Source organism: Nostoc spongiaeforme FACHB-130 (genome assembly GCF_014698475.1).
Taxonomy (GTDB): Bacteria; Cyanobacteriota; Cyanobacteriia; order Cyanobacteriales; family Nostocaceae; genus Nostoc_B; species Nostoc_B spongiaeforme.
In genome coordinates this window covers 16,156-33,819 of sequence record NZ_JACJTB010000053.1, presented here as the reverse complement: position 1 = coordinate 33,819, position 17,664 = coordinate 16,156, and the positions used below count along the sequence as shown (strand labels likewise).

Annotated in this window: 14 protein-coding genes; 9 read left to right on the top strand and 5 right to left on the bottom strand. The window is 41.7% G+C overall.

The features are described 5' to 3' along the window. Positions 1–50: 50 nt before the first annotated feature. The 5 genes from pglZ to H6G74_RS26710 form a co-directional block, all read right to left on the bottom strand. Positions 51–2,615 carry a BREX-1 system phosphatase PglZ type A gene (gene pglZ, locus H6G74_RS26730; protein ID WP_190970525.1) on the bottom strand — a complete coding sequence of 855 codons (2,565 nt, stop codon included), beginning with the start codon at positions 2,613–2,615 and terminating at the stop codon, positions 51–53. Between the two features lie 59 nt (positions 2,616–2,674). Continuing rightward, positions 2,675–4,549, bottom strand: a complete 1,875-nt coding sequence (locus H6G74_RS26725; protein WP_190970524.1) for an ATP-dependent nuclease — start codon at positions 4,547–4,549, stop codon at positions 2,675–2,677. Positions 4,550–4,644: 95 nt separating this feature from the next. Then, entirely contained in the window at positions 4,645–8,160 is a 3,516-nt protein-coding gene (gene pglX / locus H6G74_RS26720) for a BREX-1 system adenine-specific DNA-methyltransferase PglX (protein WP_190970523.1), read from the bottom strand. A 72-nt stretch (positions 8,161–8,232) separates the two neighbouring features. Beyond that, the gene (brxC, locus tag H6G74_RS26715) at positions 8,233–11,769 is read right to left on the bottom strand and encodes a BREX system P-loop protein BrxC (RefSeq protein WP_190970522.1); all 3,537 of its coding nucleotides are present in this window, start codon (positions 11,767–11,769) and stop codon (positions 8,233–8,235) included. Continuing rightward, positions 11,766–12,359 carry a DUF1788 domain-containing protein gene (locus tag H6G74_RS26710; RefSeq protein ID WP_190970521.1) on the bottom strand — a complete coding sequence of 198 codons (594 nt, stop codon included), beginning with the start codon at positions 12,357–12,359 and terminating at the stop codon, positions 11,766–11,768. Before H6G74_RS26710 ends, brxC begins: the two co-directional genes overlap by 4 nt. A gap of 921 nt (positions 12,360–13,280) precedes the next feature. Here H6G74_RS26710 and H6G74_RS26705 point away from each other — a divergent pair. The 9 genes from H6G74_RS26705 to H6G74_RS26665 are packed head-to-tail and all read left to right on the top strand — an operon-like array spanning position 13,281 to position 17,662. Further along, positions 13,281–13,679 carry a hypothetical protein gene (locus H6G74_RS26705; RefSeq protein WP_010994008.1) on the top strand — a complete coding sequence of 133 codons (399 nt, stop codon included), beginning with the start codon at positions 13,281–13,283 and terminating at the stop codon, positions 13,677–13,679. Then, positions 13,633–14,253 carry a hypothetical protein gene (locus H6G74_RS26700; protein WP_242051357.1) on the top strand — a complete coding sequence of 207 codons (621 nt, stop codon included), beginning with the start codon at positions 13,633–13,635 and terminating at the stop codon, positions 14,251–14,253. Before H6G74_RS26705 ends, H6G74_RS26700 begins: the two co-directional genes overlap by 47 nt. Before the next feature lie 8 nt (positions 14,254–14,261). After that, positions 14,262–14,510: a hypothetical protein gene (locus H6G74_RS26695; protein WP_190970520.1), complete on the top strand. Its 249-nt coding sequence runs from the start codon at positions 14,262–14,264 to the stop codon at positions 14,508–14,510. 2 nt (positions 14,511–14,512) lie between these two features. After that, on the top strand, positions 14,513–14,731 hold the full coding sequence (locus H6G74_RS26690) for a hypothetical protein (protein WP_011316696.1): 219 nt from the start codon (positions 14,513–14,515) through the stop codon (positions 14,729–14,731). 10 nt (positions 14,732–14,741) lie between these two features. Beyond that, complete coding sequence (locus H6G74_RS26685) at positions 14,742–15,584, top strand: phage terminase large subunit family protein (RefSeq protein WP_190970519.1); 843 nt, start codon at positions 14,742–14,744, stop codon at positions 15,582–15,584. 4 nt (positions 15,585–15,588) lie between these two features. Then, positions 15,589–16,155 carry a hypothetical protein gene (locus tag H6G74_RS26680; RefSeq protein ID WP_190970518.1) on the top strand — a complete coding sequence of 189 codons (567 nt, stop codon included), beginning with the start codon at positions 15,589–15,591 and terminating at the stop codon, positions 16,153–16,155. A 22-nt stretch (positions 16,156–16,177) separates the two neighbouring features. Continuing rightward, the gene (locus H6G74_RS26675; RefSeq protein ID WP_190970517.1) at positions 16,178–16,666 is read left to right on the top strand and encodes a hypothetical protein; all 489 of its coding nucleotides are present in this window, start codon (positions 16,178–16,180) and stop codon (positions 16,664–16,666) included. Then, positions 16,666–17,007 (top strand): hypothetical protein, encoded by a 342-nt coding sequence (locus H6G74_RS26670; RefSeq protein WP_096585442.1) that lies wholly within the window; start codon positions 16,666–16,668, stop codon positions 17,005–17,007. The genes H6G74_RS26675 and H6G74_RS26670 overlap by 1 nt, the downstream gene beginning before the upstream one ends. 4 nt (positions 17,008–17,011) lie before the next feature. Then, the gene (locus tag H6G74_RS26665) at positions 17,012–17,662 is read left to right on the top strand and encodes a M23 family metallopeptidase (protein ID WP_190970516.1); all 651 of its coding nucleotides are present in this window, start codon (positions 17,012–17,014) and stop codon (positions 17,660–17,662) included. The last annotated feature ends 2 nt before the right edge of the window (positions 17,663–17,664 follow it).

The following is a 17,664-nucleotide window of genomic DNA, read 5'->3' as shown; positions in this document are numbered from 1 at the left end:
AGGGCAAGGGAGCAGGGAGCAAGGGGCAAGATAGTAGTTAAAATGTTGGCTTAGAAATCTCCAAAGTCGTTGGCGATTCCTAAACTAACTGACCAATTTTCGCGTAGCAATTCACTTTCGTCATCTGCATCCTTGACTATGAGAAAGGCGTTACTAGGGGGATTAGCGATCGCCACTGTTAACCTTAAGCTAATTTCTCTTTCGCTAGGATGAGGACTGGTACTGCTTAAGTTGGCTCCTCGGACATCTGTTATGGGCATAAGGGTTTGGGGATCGTATAAGGCAACTGTAACTTGACGTGATCGCCATCTGCCCTCAACTGCTTCAGTTTGTACTAATGTCAAGCTAAAACGATTGTTCGTCACTCTTCTGACTCTGGCACTGACCTGTACACCTACTTTCCGGGCTGGGCCTTCGTCACCTTTTACTGCCCTTTGGTGATGATAGGTAAGAACAGGTACGCACACTTCTTGAAGGGATGCACCACCATGAACAAACTGCGCTCCTGCCCCTTGAACGGCAAAGCGTAAACTGCCACGGGGTACAATGGCGATCGTGTCATTTTCTATATAAGGCAAGCTGAAGTGCAGCAAGGTTGGGTCATTTACCTGTTCCCGTGCCAGCAAATAGCGGCGTTTGTTTTCCAGCACTGCTTCACCACTTGGTAAGGGGCGCTTGTCTGCTTCTTGAATTGGGCGGCGTTGGTATAAAAACCCGTGGTCAGCAGTGATAATGACGTTTGTACCGTTGATAGAATTGCAGATTTTTTTGACCAGCCGTAGCAGTTCACTAATTGCTGTGCTGCAAGCTGATAATACTTGGCGTTCATTGGCGGGTTTATCGCCCGTTGCATCAATGACGTTGTGATAAATGTAAATTAGGCGATAGGGTTGCACAGCTACCCTTCCTTCCTCTGTACTCATCGCCAGTAGGTCTTTAGCATTGAGTACTGTGGTATCAACACGGCTATTTTCGGTTAATACTTTTTGCCTTGCTAGCGTACCCTTGGTACTAAGCCCATCGAGCCGGACATCATCATCGCCTGGTATTAGTTCTAATTTTGAGCCAGGAAGGATTGCTGCCATCCCCAACCGGGTAACGCTGGGTAAAACTCCTAATTGCGCCTCTAGAGTAGTTTCACCCCGGATTTCTTTCTTAATTACCTCTTCGAGTTCGCTGGCAACTTCGTAGCGCAAGGCATCGGAGATAATTACAAAAGCTTTTTCGCGATCGCTCCGTTCTAAAATTGGAAAAACGTGCCTACCAAAAAATCTGGTTTGGGATGCTATGCCTTCCAATTCCCAAGTTTTACCAAGGGCATCTGACCAAGCTTCCCCGAGTTCATCCAAAAACCATTGGGTGTATAAATTTTCTACGTCTTCAATTAAGCCTTTGAGGATGTCTCCGTGAGCATCATCACTATGTACTATAAACTGGCGGTAAGCTTTGTCAAAGGAGTACAGATTACTGGCGTAAGCTTTAAATAAGACTGGGGCTGGCTGGCGGAATCCTGCTATGTATTGCTGCTTGAATTCCAAAAGTGCGATCGCGGCTTCCAAAGCTTGATAAATTTTCTCATATTTAGGGAACCAAATTAGGGTGTGACGAGCTTTTAACCAAGTTCGCCAAGGGGTTAATTCCATTGTTGGTTGCCAAATTTGCGTCCTTAGTGTTTTAACACAGGCGCGAATTAATACTTGGTCTACAACCTCGAAACTGGCTGCTTCAAATAAAACTTCTGGTTCTAAATTCTCTAAAGCATCAAATATATGTAACTGGTCTGCTACTTCATTGCTGAGGGTTTTCCAGCCTGGGGAATCTTGCTGGTCACGCATCCACTGGTCGATGAAGGCGTAAGCCCGTTGTTTAGGCATGATAACTTGGTTTGTTAGCCCAGATGGCATCGCGCCGTGCAGTGATTGAGCAAAATGAGTTATTAGCAACTGCACGAATAATTTATTTAAGCTGGGGTTTTGCTTGGGAAAGTCAGTGTGTTCTTGGACTACTTCCCAAAAGGCTTCTGGAGAAACGAAACGCTCAATATCAGACCAGAGAGCATTATCAGATTCTAATAACCCCCCCAGCAACACCCGCCGAATGAGTGTACCTGCATCGGGTACTTTTAAGCCTGCAAGGACAGAAAGCATAGCCAGGAGTAATCCTTGCTCGTCGCTATCAGGAGAAATGCCCATTGCTTGTAGGGCTTCTTTCCGCTTACGGTTTTTAAAGAATTTTATGTGTTCTTTGATGACTGTTTCTAAGCGGCGTTGTCGCAAACCTAAATCTGCATAGATGAGGGCTGCGGGGTCAGCGGAGAAGGTTAAGCCGCTTTTTTGAATATCTAGAAGCCAGTTTTCTTGAGGTGCAGGTTCTCCAAAGGGAGCGTACAGTAAAAAAGCTTGTGTGGGTTTCTCAACTAAAAGGTGATATTTGGTGGTGAAGGGAGTATCAGCGAGTTGAAGTTTTTCTACGCCTTCGAGTTGAAGTTCATTGAAACTGCTGGCAAATTGTTGGTCAGGGTCGTACCAAAACACCACCCGTCGTCCTGAATGTGGCCAACGGGCAGAATCTTGAAACAGGGTTTGTAGGGTGTTTTGGATACGAGTAGTGTTCATGAAGATAATTGAACCAATAATTAAAAACTTGTGAATGTAAATTAGCTCAAGATTTGCAATTACTCAGGTTCTTCCTCATCGATTTCATCATCTTCAATCTCCTCTACTACTTTAGGTAAACCCATAGGAGAGGATTTCGATTCCTTGGATCTTAATTGCTCTAATATGTTTTTAATTTCTTCGGGTATGTCACTAGGTTCAAGACATTTAAGAATGTCATTTTTGGATAAATTCAATTTTAAATCATCATTTAGCCACGCCATAATTCCTCTTAAAGTTTCCTTGCCCATACCTACAGTCAATAACTCATCTATATTTTCATATGTCTCATATCTTGCTCGTTGTTTTTTAGATTCACTCTCGCAAGCTTGAGGATTACGATATTCTTGTATTTTTAACAACAAAGCTGTTTTGTAAATACTATCTTCTAAATTGTCATCAAAACTATATTTACTCATTCCTATGGTTTGCTGGAGTAGTGTTACTATTTTAGTCTTTATCATCTCCTCACTAGGTATATTTTTATCGGGATGATTATGGGTTAAAGCCTTAAATATTAAACTAGGAGATAATAGATAGTTTTCTATCTCATGCCTTTTTAGTTGATGGAGAATTACATTACGTTTATTAGCATATTCGTTCAGCTTTTCTCTCCATTCTGAACTAATTCCATCTCCATCCCTAACAAAATGAATTTCAACCTCACGTCCAACAAATTCATTTAGAACTTCATTCATTTGAAATGGAACTTTATCATCTTTACTTCTACCTTTTAATACAGGGACTGTATTTGCTCCTGAAAAGCATCCTGTAGATAAAACTTTATCAAAAGCTTCGAGTATAGAAGTATCAGAATCTTCTAGAAAGACTAGCTTACCACTAATGACTGATTTACCTAAATCATATGTATCGATACGAGCAGATATTTGATCTTCTACATCATCTGAACCTACTAAAGGTTTGTTAACTCTTTCTTGTGATGAAATGGGAATAACTTCAGATGGGTCTGCTGCTCTAATAATTGATGTAGAATGAGTAGAAATTATTATTTGAATTCCCAGCTCTTTTTGTATGCCACGCAATGTGTTTGCTAAGGAAGCTTGTAAATTAGGGTGTAAATGTGCATCAGGCTCATCAAGTAATACTACTGAAGCTTGCTCAGGACAAAAACGGTAAATTGGTGCAAGTATTTGTAAAACCTGCATAAAACCGCTACCAGAAGAATTAAAATCTAGTGAGATTTTCTGTGCAGCACATAAATCACTATAATATGCAGATATATTTAAATCTCGGTTTTGATCAAAAGAAATATCATCTAAATAAAAGTTGAAATCTCTTTGCAATCTCTCCTTAAGGCTTGTGAATTTTGTAGGTGATTGTACTTTAGTGTCTAATAATAAATTTCTAATAATTGCACTTACTTGTCCAGAACGAAGCCTATCTTGTATGGCTACAGGAAATGCACGCTCTTCCGATGATAAAAGTCCAACAAAACCAGAAATAAATAATGGTGATTTTAAATGTAATTGTGGATTATTAGCAAGGTCTAATTCTTCCGAGTTACACTTTATATTGAATGCCCCGAAAAAAGACCTAATTTGAAGTTTATAAATATTTTGTGTTGTATCAACAAGTCCAATACTAGCAGAAATTTTTGAACCTGATTTTTTGGAGTAAAAAACTTCTCGATAATCTGAAATGCTTAATCCTGGTAAGGCATTTAAACCTACACCTTTATCCTTTATTTTTAAATTACTATTGTTATCTATATATATAAATTGATGGATAAAAAAGCTACTTAACGCTAAATTTATTGCTTGTAATACTGTTGTTTTGCCCGAACTATTCTCACCCATTAGTACTGTAAAAGGACGAAGATAGACTTCTAAGTCTTGAAATTTTTTAAAGCGTTGTATATAGATTCTATCTAGCATGTTTTATATTTTATTAATTGAATGAGTAAAATTTTATTGATAAAATTCATTTGCAGCAAAATTTAATAATTTCATTTTTCAATAAAAAAACCATGTTACTTAGTCTGTTTCAACAACTCTAGCTTCCACTGTGAGGCTTTCTCTAAATCAGCCATCTTTAAATCAGCACCTTCATACACCAACCCCTTAAAGCGTGTATAATTGTATGCCACGCCATCATCAAGGTCAAGTTTGATTCGTGCATCGGCTTGGGTTTGCAGTTTGGCTTGATAATCTCGCAGTTCTAGCTGTTGGGCTTGTAGGTCTTTGAGGCGGTTGGTAGCGGCTTTTTTAGCGGTGCTGGAACTGGCGTTATCTAGCTGTTGCTGTGCGCGGGCAATTTCACCGTCTAGTTTGACTTGCAATTCTAAAACGTAATCGGTGCGGATACGGGCGAGAGTGTCTTCGTTGTAGCGGTGTAAGTAGACTAATGCGCCAAAGGCTCGTTTTTTACCACTGGTAAACAGCCAGTAAATCGGGCGTTTTTTATAAGTTTGGATGTGGTCGGAAATAAATTCTTGCAGGAAATAGCGGCGGATACGTTCTTGGGCGGTTTCGCCATTTTTTAGGGTAAGAGCGTTGGCGATGAAGTTGAGGTTTTCGGTTAGGGTGTCGGGGCTGTAGGCGACACGCAGAAATTCTATGAAGCGGGTTACGATGTCGTTATCGAAGTATGCTTGGTCTGTGATGGGAATTATTGCATCACTGCTGGCAGGGAATGTTTGATGTAGGGAGGGGCCAAAAGCTTGTCCGGCGTGAATGAGTCCGGGTTTGTCTAGGCTATAGCGTCCCATGATACAGCCGACGGCGTAGGAGATGAGGGAACGGATATCTCTGTTTAAGTCGGCGCGGCGGATGGTGATTTGGTCGTCGGGTACTTCTGGGGTGAGTTCGTCTTGTAAGCCGTATGCTTCTATCCAGTAGCGGTTGTTTTCTTCTTCTAGGCGTTGGAGTTCGCGGAAGGCTGTTTCTGATTGGTTTTGCCAGATGGTGAAAGCTTCGCTGAGGTGTTTAGTGTTGTGGCGCAATAGGGGGTGGGTTTGGAAGTCCCAGGATGTTTCAAAGGTATCCCAATCAGTTTTAGAAATTTGTTCTATTTTGATAATAATAGAAGTTATTTTAGATTGATCAGATCCATTTGTATAAGGTAAGTTTCTTATATCTCTGACTTGAAAGTTAAGCGTAGGATTAAAAACTTCAAGTAATTGAAGAGCTATCTTTGAATTAAGTAAACCAAGAGTAGTTCTTATTTGCTCATTATTATGAAAAAATATTGATGAACCGCCAACATCAAAAGTTGCATATGCAGGTAATATTCTAAAACTAGGAATTGATGATGTTATTAAACCCCAAGTTATACCTTCTCTATACCATAAATACTCAGGTATAACTCTACAAATACGATCTTTACGGTAATGAGATATAGCTTCTTCTGACCAATTTACTACTGATTCTAAATTACCAATCCATCTTCTAAAACCACCACCTTTGGCATAGAATCGCCATTTACTATCTTTGCCAATTTTATTTGAAAATAACTCCCAAAAGTATCGTAAAAATCTATTATTTTCTCCAGTCTTATTTTGTCCATCAGAAATAGTTATATCTTCAATTTTTTCATATTTTCCAAATAAATCTATCATTTTCCCTGACAACCAATAAGCGATCGCACACCCCGGAATCTTTGCAAAATCAGCAGGTTTAGTATAATAATTACTGTGATTAAAATACCTTTGCTCTAGTTCCTCATTACTAGCAACACTACCCTGTTTATCAAATAATCTCTTAAATACTCCTAATCCATTCTGATAAACTTTCTTACGAATAACAAACGAACAACTACCAAAGTCTGAGCCAAAAACTCCTCTACCATTATGTACTAGACTTTCTAAAAATGTTGTTTCTAGAATAAATTTACGTAAATCCTCAAAGCTGGATAAAAACATCCAGTTAGGTATGGTTAGCATTGCCAATGAACCGTTAGCCATGCACAATTCAATATTTTTCAGAGTATAACAAGCATATAAATCACCTTTGCCAGCTTTATAGTTCTTATTTATAAATTTTTTAACCACATCATTAAACGACCCATCGCCCATATAGGGCGGATTCGCAACCACAACCCAATACTGATTCTTCAACAACTCCGCCTGTAATAACAACCCCCGCAAAGCCGGAACAAACTCCCGAAATAGCGAATCACTAGCTTCTAAATTATCTAATTGCCATTTCAACTTCTCACTATCGAAAGCTGGCGGAGTAATTAAACTTCCTAAATTATCTGCATCCTTAAAAGCCTCAATTAACGGTTGCCAATCTTCTGCATTCAATTCTGTAGCAAGTGGTAAAGTCTGACTATGAGTAGGACGCACCGCCATAATATTCAAAGCCAGAGATTTCCGCAAAATACGCGAATTCTTAGCCCGCGCTTTCATCAAAACTGCAAAACTCGCTAACTGTGCTGCACGTTCATCAATATCTAAACCATATAGATTGTGCGTCAAAATCAGCGCCGGAATATCCCGTTCTAAATAACCTTGCTCTTTGTAAATTTCAAACAGCAAATCAAACGCATACACCAAAATGTGACCACTACCACAAGCTGGGTCTATCACAGTTAACTCTTGAGGCGTTAAAGGTTGCGGTTTTTCACCCTCACCATTATCGTTAGGATTTTCCAAATAGTAGGGCATATATTCACGCAAGCGTGATTCCGGGTGAGACTCTAACCACAACCGCCCTAGACTGTTCTCCACCATATACCGAACAATCCAGTGGGGGGTAAACAATTGCGTCGCTGCGGGAATATCTGCTGCTGCAACCTTCGACTTTGCCCCAATTACCTCATCCTTGCGTTCCGAAATATAAAACTGATATAGCCAACCCACTACCTCAATATCTTGCCAGTCCTCCTCTGGAATCTCCTTCACCAGCCTTCGCACAATCGAATCTTGATTTAACAGATTCCCAGGCAAAAACAGTGCTTGGTAGTTCTGGCGCGGGTCAAACAGTGCCGGAATCCCTTCTGCTAAGGCTTTACACTGAGCTAACAGCAGACGACGGTAGAGAAACTCATCTGGATTAGGATCATGATTGGCAAAACTACGCCACTCATTGAGTGTATCCAAATCCAGCCCAGGTAAATCGCCCATTTCGGCAATAGAACTAGCATCCCGTAATAAATCAGGATCTACCAAATTTGGGTCACTACTACTCAACACCCGCCCGATATATCCATTTACCTCCATAAATCGCAACGCCGCCAAGCGGTTAAACCAGGTGTAGGCAATTTCATCTATCAGCGTATCTACCGCCAGGGGTTGGTTGGAAGTTAGCGTTAACCCTTCGGCTGTGCTCAGGGTTAAATCTTGCAAGCGATTCCGCAGTTGATGATACTGGTTTGCTTCGGTGTTATTTAGCGTTTGACCCGCCACTAACAGTCCCCCCGCAACTGTCTGAGGTTCTGTAATGCTTTTGTGAGTAATGCCAAATTGGGCAGCACGGGCTTTAACTTGTTCTCTTAAGTAACGACGCGCCCAAATAGCAAAGTTTTTGATAGCAGTGCGGTTCATAAGCTGATAAGGGAATGGGGTGATGCGATGAAGGTAAGTAGGGAAATAATTGGTAGAACTAATGAAGTGAGATTACTCAAGGCGCACGCGATGATTTTGTTGGATCTCATCCAATAGTGTTTTCCGCAACGCCTCTACATAAACATCAACGTCTTGGGGTGTTTCTAGTAGAGACTTAGTTGCAACTCTCGCTACCTGCACTGATACGATGGGTTTGACACAGGTTGCTTGGCTGTAACTACCGTTTTTGGATTGACGCTGAATTATTTCGTTGGCTTGCCGATCTACTTTTTGCAGCAATTGTGGGAGGATGTGATCTAGTTCACTTTGACGAGCGATCGCAGAATCGATACTGGTGGGTACAAAGGTGACGACTTGCTCGATATCTTGGGTAATACTTGTGAGGTCTAGCTGGGCAGAAACGTCCTGGTGAGCGGAAGTTACATACTCAGCTAATTTCTCCCGCATCGTCTGACTCTTAGTCTGCACTTGGTAGATTTGATTTGTTAGCGTTTCCTGCACCCTCTCCTTAACGGGTTTGAGCAGCATTGCTAATTCTGGAATCTTGGCAGTTGGGTCAGACATTGCCAAAATTTGCTTTACTGAATCCACCCGCTTGAGCAAATCAGGGTCGCTGATATGACGCAGTTCTGGTTCTAAAGCTTTCAAGTCATTCCGGGCTTGCTGGAACAAGTTAACTTGCGTTTTGAAGAACGATCGCAACTTCTGCACATCCTCGATATGTTCTTCTATTTCATCCCGTCGCTGGCGAAATGTGCGGAAAAACTCAGCCGCACCGTCATTTGCTAGCAGTTCACGCAAGATAGCCAAGTTGGTACGTAATAATTCAGCGAAGGGTAGCCCAGTTTCCGCTTGGGTCAACCAGCCTTCCAGTTCTTTGCAACGCTCCCCCAGAGCATTTTTGTAAAATTCAAAAAGTACCTGTGGATCGCTAGACAAATTGCCATTGAGTAGGTCGCTGGCCATATCTTTAGCAATCTTCAAACTTGCGGGGTCAATTACATCAGCAAGTCGCACGGTATATTGATCCATTCCTTTGCGCGATCGCATCTGAGTAACCAGACCCTTTTCGCGTAAATTAACATTAGCTTGGGCGTGTCGCAGTTCTACCACACCTTTATTAGCGAGTTCCGCCATTACGCCCAAAGTATCTAATTCCGACCAACCATAGGGACGACTCGAAAATTTCTCTACTAATGCTCGGATGCTAACTTGGCGGTGAACACGGGCTTCATCCATTAACCAACCACGCATTTCACTGTGAGCAGCAGCATTGGCAGGAAGTCCTGTGATATCCTGTTCTTGGCTGTCGCGAGTTAGGGCATTGCTCACCTGGTCTTCGTTTTCAAAACCGCTAGTCACATAACGGAGCTTTTGGTAAACATTGTCAACCAGATAGGTCAGTCCTTCACTGAGAACATTTTTAGCGTCTCGGTTGCGAATCTCTAGCTTACTCCCATAGGCAAATACATCAGCACGGGTAATCAAATCTTCCAAGATAACTTTCAATTCCTGACGACGCTTGCTATTTTCGTCTCCCCGTGAGATTAAAATTCTTTGGATGCTAGGACTGAGGTTACTGCTATTTTTCAGCCGTAAATACTCATCTGTTTTAACTAGGGTATTGAGGTCATCCAGCAGACGTTGGTTATCAGGCAATCGTACTAATACTTCATAACCAGAACCCGTAATTCCAATGCAGAAAGCATCATCCTGCATGGCAGCATAAGTTTCGGCGTAGGGGGTAACAATATGCAGGGTCAGGTCGTTAGTTTGTTGCCCAAAAGTTTGTTCATCCAGCTTGCGATTAAATGGATACCTATGACGCTGGCTGTATCGCAATTCCTTGTCAGTAAAAATTGAATCCCAAACAAGCTGTTGCAGTTCTTTGAGAACTTTTGCCGAATCAACTTGAGTATTTTTAATTTCCCTGCCAATGTCTTGCTCTTCATGGGTGAGGAAAATATATTCATCACCGTTGCGCTGAATGAGAGTTTGACGTTCCAAGCGCCCTAACGCCGCTTCTACCTGCTGCCGCAATGCCAGCTTATCTTGGTCAATATTACTTAAGCTAAGGGTAGTCAAGTTATCCAAGTTTGCTCGAATTTCCTTCAGGTACTTGACCATGAACAGGGTTTTTAGCAGGTCAATATCAAAAGGCTGTAGTTGCGGATTTTGAGCCGCCTGAATAATTACCTGGCTGATAATCCCGTCCAAAAACCCTTCCACTGCCATGTAAAAAGTGTGGAACGGAACCAGCACGCCAAGGGGTTGTCCTGCTACTGCTTGAGAAGCCACCTGAAACGCATCTAATAGCGATCGCTCTCCTGATGCTAGATGTTTCCCCGCAGAACCCATGATGCGAATTTGAGTAAAAACCTTTTGTAACAGGTTGAACTGGTAAGGGACAAAGGGATAAGCAGCAATAAAATCTTGGGCATTGCTATATCCCGGCATATCGGCGCTGTCCTGAGTAAAAGCAATTTGGTTTTTTAGGATAGCGACTTTCTGGTTATACAAAGCTTCTAACCCAGTTCGTGCAGCATCAGTTTTGCCCAGTAATCGCAACTTAATTACTTCATCGGTATTAGCAGAAGACAGATTCAGTGGACGATAAAAACGACCGATAATTTTGGAAAAGTCTTCACCTTTAATCTTGTTTTTGGTAATCTCATCCATTGCCTCTTGGGAAGTTACCACTACCCAAGCTCGTCCCTGACAGTGAGTACCCAAATCTTCGACAACAGTCTGGAGATTCAGCATCAGTTTGCTGTCTTCACCAATATACTGTCCTACTTCATCCACCATAAACACCAGGTGATGCTTAGTCCCAATGCTTTCGAGATATTGCTTCACCATGCCAGCAAGCTTCTCTGGGCTTAAGGTATAGTTATGCTCACCTAAATCCAGCAATCGGTTAGCCGCCTCTGTACTCATACCTGTGCTGGTTTGTAATGCAAGAGCGATCGCATCTTGATAAAAGCCCCAGGCGTCCCGGTTTTCTTTCCATTCCATTCCCGTCTCTGCCAAAAAAGCTTCTTGAAAAGCTTCGTACTTGCCTTGGCGATCTAGTTGACGTTCAAACTCAGCAATGGCTGGAACTGTTCCAAAATAGCCCAAATGCTCATCAAAGACTTTTTGAAAGACTTTGGTAATGCTTTCTTTATCGTTTTTATTATTAGCGTCAGCTTTTGAGTCAATGTTAAACAGAATTACATCACAAGAACTGCGTGCTGCTTGCTGTATCTTGGCCAGCAACATCGGATCGGGTATGCGCTTCTCATCAAAGTAGTCCAAAGCACAGCTACTGCCCAATTGCCGATTAGCTAATAGGTAGGAAAGTATCTTTAAAAAGTGAGATTTTCCGGAGCCAAAAAACCCTGAGATCCATACCCCCATTTTGTCAGTGGGACTGCCCAAAGCAGTGGTATAGCGTTCAAAGAAAGTACGAAAATGCTTATCCAGTTCCCTAGTAACAACGTACTCTTCCAATTCCTGACGAATATTCTCGCTGTCCTGCTGTCCAACTTTAATTACGCCATTGATGTTGCGGTGAATGTCTTTGTGGAAGAGTTCAGCGATATTCATAGGTGATGTTCTTGGTGGGGAATTAGAGGAAAAGCTCGGTAGTAGTTGTCGTCTTTAAAGGTGTCGAATAAGCGTAGTTCATGCCCATCGTAGGAACCAGGGAAGAACATCACCAACGGAATTTTGTCCAGCACGGGATGTAGGTTGTTGAGAATGCTGTGCGATCGCAAAAGGGGCCAACTAGCACCAACCCCGGTCATAATCACAAGCTGTTCATTCCCCGTAAGTTTCTGTTGGATGTAGGCAATAACCTGGTCAGGTCGCACAAGGGGGGCAATGGTTTTTGCTAGAGCAGCGTTTCCCTTAGCTGCTTCCAACTCAAAAGCCCTTGTTAGTACCCGCCGTTCTTCCAGAATGTCGAGGATAGTCTTATAAAGGTCGATTTCTAGCAAAATAATTTCACTGGGCGGACTCATTAATTGCGACTTCAGGCGCTCAATGTATCGCTGTACCAGTGGTTCATATTCAGCATCATAATCAAAAATATAAAAGCCAATTTCGTTACCAATGCCACGGTTACTCAGTAGGCGTGAATCTTGCAACTTTGGCAGTAGTGCATCAAGGCGTTGGTTAATCGTCAATGTGGGCATTAGTTACGCCACTATATTTTCCAGTAACAGTTAGTAATTAAATATTTTTTATAAATAAAAATATCAAGATGACTTCATAGGTGTTTTCTAGGCTTGAAAAATTTATTTACACACATGGCAATATAGCCCTTTACTCTAAATAGTTCCTATCAAAGATAATCGAAAAAATAGTACTAGTAGTTCAGTAGATTTACGCAATTAATAACCAAACATCCCAACACTCGCTGTGACCAAGTAGACGCAATAGCGGCACTATTTACCATTTTCGCTAAATTGTCCTTCACTACGTAGTAATTTTTGTGTTAGCAATTGTTTTCATATACTTATTTTAAAAGGTATAAATAGAAACAGAGTATTGTTTGCAATTGAACTATAATTGATACACAAAAATAGAATAATAATTCAGTATTCGTAATCATGACAAAAAACTAGGTTTCGTTGGGTTGCAACAAGGAATTTTCGTTGTAAAAGACTTTAAAAGAGGATTTTTCAGTCTTTTTTTTGTATTTATGGATTGGTGTTCTAGCCAAAAATTTCAAAACAGATTAATTTCTAACACGCTGACTATTCTTTATAAGCACATCATTTAACATTTAATTGTTATTTTTTAAACATCAACTTTCAGTAATTTTATTTTTGTCTATACATTTCTGTAAAAGCAGTTTCTTACCTAAACATTCACTTTCGACCTTTCTTCACTCATATATACAAACGTGCTTGCATTATCAACAGGCAGTATGTAACTTGGCTAGTGTGTAGTTTATTTGGAGCTAGGTTGAAATATAGATGTATTTGAGTTGAGCTATACCTGTACTAAACTGGCATATTTGGTAAATTATTTTTTAATCTACAAACAATTTAGTAATGTGCTAGTTTAATTCGCTTCTCATTGATGTTGTCTTTCACTTGGACTTGAGTTTGATGATATGTGAAAACGTTATCTACACCCAAAAAACACTTGCCGAAAGATACGGGATTTCAATCTCTGCTTTACAAAAGTGGTATCCCTATGCCGGTATAGTAAAACCGCGAAAGCGGGGAGGATATTTTGATGCGGCAACAGTTGAGATTGCTGATGTTTTTTACGTTGCTACCAAAATTCGGCGGTTGACGTATAAGGAATATTTACAGCAAGTAATTCCTGCTGGTGGCTTAGATGCTTATTTACAAAAAGTTAATGGCCTAACCCTTTATAACTTTTTGACCAAGCATATATCTGATGAAGAAAAAAACAACCCAATTGTGCAATCAGTAATTAGGAGAATTGAGCGCAATGAAGCATATCAACAAAGTGGCAGAGACTTTGCAGGTGTCGCCTGATGTAGTACGTACCTGCTGTAGGTTATTAGATTTAGCTTTGCAGCCAAATGATACGCTTGACGAAACAATCGAACAGCAATTAGTTCAACTTAAAGAGATAGCTTCTCGTGAAGGTATGTCCCTGGAAGAAGCTGCCCAGCACTTGATTGCAATGCGCGATCGCAAATCAGAAGTAGGCGAACATAAATTCGACAAGCGCGAGTATATTAAACAGCGATTTGGCGTAGATCCAGAACAGGCTTCTCCCGATAGTTTTGTAGGAATACTTTATCGGGATGCAGACAGGGGTATTCAGTTAGGAGAATTACGCCATAAAGTGGTGCTTGAATCTTCCACACTTGCTCTAGAAGAATTTGTTTTTCATGGCAGTAGTTCGCTGGCTGAAGGTAATACTTCCGTTGCGGCTGGTTACGACCAGGCGCAAGAGCGAATCAATTCGCGCATCGATAACGATTTTTTCGGCAAGGTGAACTGGGGGGAAGAGACTCATCCTCTGTTGGTCGGTACATCGACACCACAGCCCAGACAGTTGAAGTCCTCGCAGCTGAAAACCGGGCAATCTCCGAAGAAATAGTTAGCCAGATGCTACCCATCTGCTATCGAATACGGGATGAGAGTTTACTTAATTTGAGAAAAACATCTACCCAAGCAGTTGGTATAAATTTACTTTCAGTAGTAGCTGGTACTGTAGTTGGGACATGGGTAGCGATTCCCCCAACGCAGGATAAACAGGAGATTTACAGCATCCAGCCAATTTTGGTAGGTGTATGCATAGGTGAATTAGTTGGTTTGATTCTGGCACTAGTAGTTATTTGGTTTACCAGGGAGTAAGCATGAGTGCAGCATTTGACTTTTTGGTTAACACTGCGGGTGGTTTGTTGATGAACCTGGGTGTTTCTGGGATGGTAGGACAGCTATTAGGAGTGGGGGCCACGCTTGCCTTGCACCCTCTGTTACTACTAACCGGGATAGTTGTGGGTGGTGCAGGAATTGCGATCGCACGCGAGTTAAACAAGCGCCCTCAGTTGCAGTTGGTTGTTGATAATACGTGAGGGGTAAATTATGTTTACTCCTACACCTGTCCGAAATAAACAACCAAGTCGAAGAAGACAAAAGGTAAATGTCACCCTGTGGACGGTTTGTTCGACGGTTAGTGCGTTGTCTGTGATTGGGGCGGTTGCATTAATGGTTGGATGGAAGCAACAAATTCCAGGTAATCAAATATCGGAGGTACAGCAAGTAAAGGCGCAAGTTGCCCAAATTCGAGAAGTGTACTTAGAAAAGCTTTCCCGTACTGACTACAATATAGACCATCTATCCAGTTACTCCTCTGTAGAAGGTGCGCCTACTCTTACAGGCTGGCGACAGTTAGCGGCGGCATTGTGGGGACAGCAATTGCGGGGTGAAATATCCATAATGCAAGCTAACGAAAAATCTGGGTTTTACCGCCTTCACTATATGCCAGCACTGGAGATAGTTAAATTCAACTCGCTGGATGTTTTACTAGAAGCGGCTTCTGGAAATAATAGTTTTTACTGGGGATACCACAAAACCGATGGTACGAAAGTTGAGGAGAAGATACCAACCGGTGCTGCTGCTGTGTTGATCTTGGGTAAATTAGAGGCGATTGATTACGCCCAGAATTTGGAATCTCAACCATCGGTCGATCTGAATCAAATGCTAATTCAGATTAGGAATGCTCAAGAGCCATACTCGCTTGCACAGGCGCAGCTATTACGGGCGCGGGGGTATTTAGATCCAGTAGAGCAGATGGCACAGGTGGCAGATATCCGCGAGAAAATACGCCAGAAGGAGGAGGAAAGGCGAATATATCTCCAACAAATGAAGAAGCAATTACCTAATCCAATTTTTAATAGAAAGCCTGTTAATAAATCAGGGGAGTGATGTCATGTATGTCAAGTTTGCTGCTGCGATAATTTGCATAGCTTTGTGTTCGCTCAATGTTGTAGCGGCAGTCAAACGTACCCCTATTCGTACTACCCTGGAAGGTTCAACTCGGACAACGGTTGAGATGATGCCATCTCCCAATTCAGGAGTGCATTGGATGAGTGCAGTTATATTTTTGGCTGGGTTTGCTTGTTTCTTGAGTTGGGGCATTTCTGACTATAACAATGCAGTTGAAGAAACAGATGCAGTGTCTGATCACTTGGGAAATTCTGGCAATCAACAACTTCATGCTGGTGTTCCTAATACTGATATTCAGCCTTCTTTAATCCCCCCAGTTTCGCCTCCTGGGATGAGATTTAATAACGAGTTTTCTGCTAAAAATGTTGTTCAATTTTCTCCTCGTTCTGCTGTTTCTGGATTAGGGCGAGTAGATAGTAGTGAGTTTGTGGAAGATGGAGTGCAAAATCAACCTGTAATGTTATCTCCAGAAGAGTTTTACGCTCAACTTCAAGATGAAGATTTTTGGGAAGATACTAACTCCCAAATAAATAATAAACCCGCCAGCTAGTTAGTTAATTTGAGGTAATACTATGAGTAGAAATCAACGCCGTAATTTTGATGTTGATTATTCTGAAGGTGGAGCAATTGTGCCTGCCAATCGATTGCAAAATATGTTGCAGCAGGTACAGCAAGGAGGAATGATAAATCAGCAACCTAGCGTTTCTCCTATGACCACTTATGATACTCAACCCGTAGAAGTTAGGTATATTAATGCACCTACTGCTTATAAGCCGAGAGTTCCTCAGATAGAAATTCCCTATATTGAGACTTGGAAAGCACATAGGTTGCATCCACAGAATCCCTGGAGATTTGGCTGGTATCCAGTATATTTTTTATCTGATGTAATTAAATCTCCTGTGGGTGTTGCTGCTGTAGGAGTGTGGTTATTAATAATGCTGTTGAATTTTCTCCTTAATGGCAGTTACACCGGGCCAGGATATGCAGCTGGGAAGAAGATTGAAGTTGTACCCAAGGAAGTTCCTTCTTTTGCCCTGCCTGTGGTTAAGCAATTGGAATAATGTGGGTAAAGGCAATTTTTTGGTTCGTACTGCTGGTATGGATTGCAGATATCTTGCAACCGGGATATTTGCAGTTTTATAACTGGCGTAATGCTGTGGCATTGGCACAAAAGCTTCAATTTTTATCGCCAACAGTTGTTTCTACTGCTGCACCTGGCGTAAATATGTCTTCTAATCCTGTCTCTACTCGCTATTCCCCTAAAGTTAAGGAATCTGCCACATCCGGAGATGGCCTAAATTCTCCTGATTGCCGTGTAGCTCAGAATGATTTTGAGGAAGTATTGAGTACTGCAAAGATTGGTTGTTGGCAGGTTTCTCCTGCTAATGCAAAAAGGCGTTGAGACAATGCGAATAATCTTTGAAACTGACGGTAAAAAGGAGGTTAGTAATTCGACTGTAACTAGTTTGGATGAGACAGCCGATACTAATTCGAGTGAAAGTTGGAGATATGCGATCGCAACCTCAGTTGTCATTGCAGCTATGGTCATTCCCCAGGTTTCTGGATGGATTGAATCTCAACTGTTAGTTAAATCTCTCCAGAATCTAATACTACCTAGAACTGTTGTTGGCAATAGGGTTTCAAATAACGGTCGAATTGCCTTTCCAATTGCTGCTGGTACTCCTGTAACTAGTGAATTTGGTTGGCGGACACACCCCATTACAGGCGATCGCAAGTTTCACAGGGGAATTGATTTTGGTGCAGCAAAGGGTACGCCAATTTATGCGGTTGATGCTGGCCGAGTAGTTTTTGCGGGTGACAAGGATGGTTACGGCAAAGCAGTTATTATTCAGCATCAGGGAAGTTTATCTACTCTCTACGGTCATGCCAGTCAGCTGTATGTACAGCAGAGACAACAAGTTGTCCGTGGGCAGATGATTGCAGCAGTAGGTAGTACGGGGTTTTCGACGGGGCCGCATTTACATTTTGAGGTTCAAGTTAATGGTGTACCGCAGAATCCCCGTCCTTATTTACAAGAATATTTAGCTAATCGTTGAAA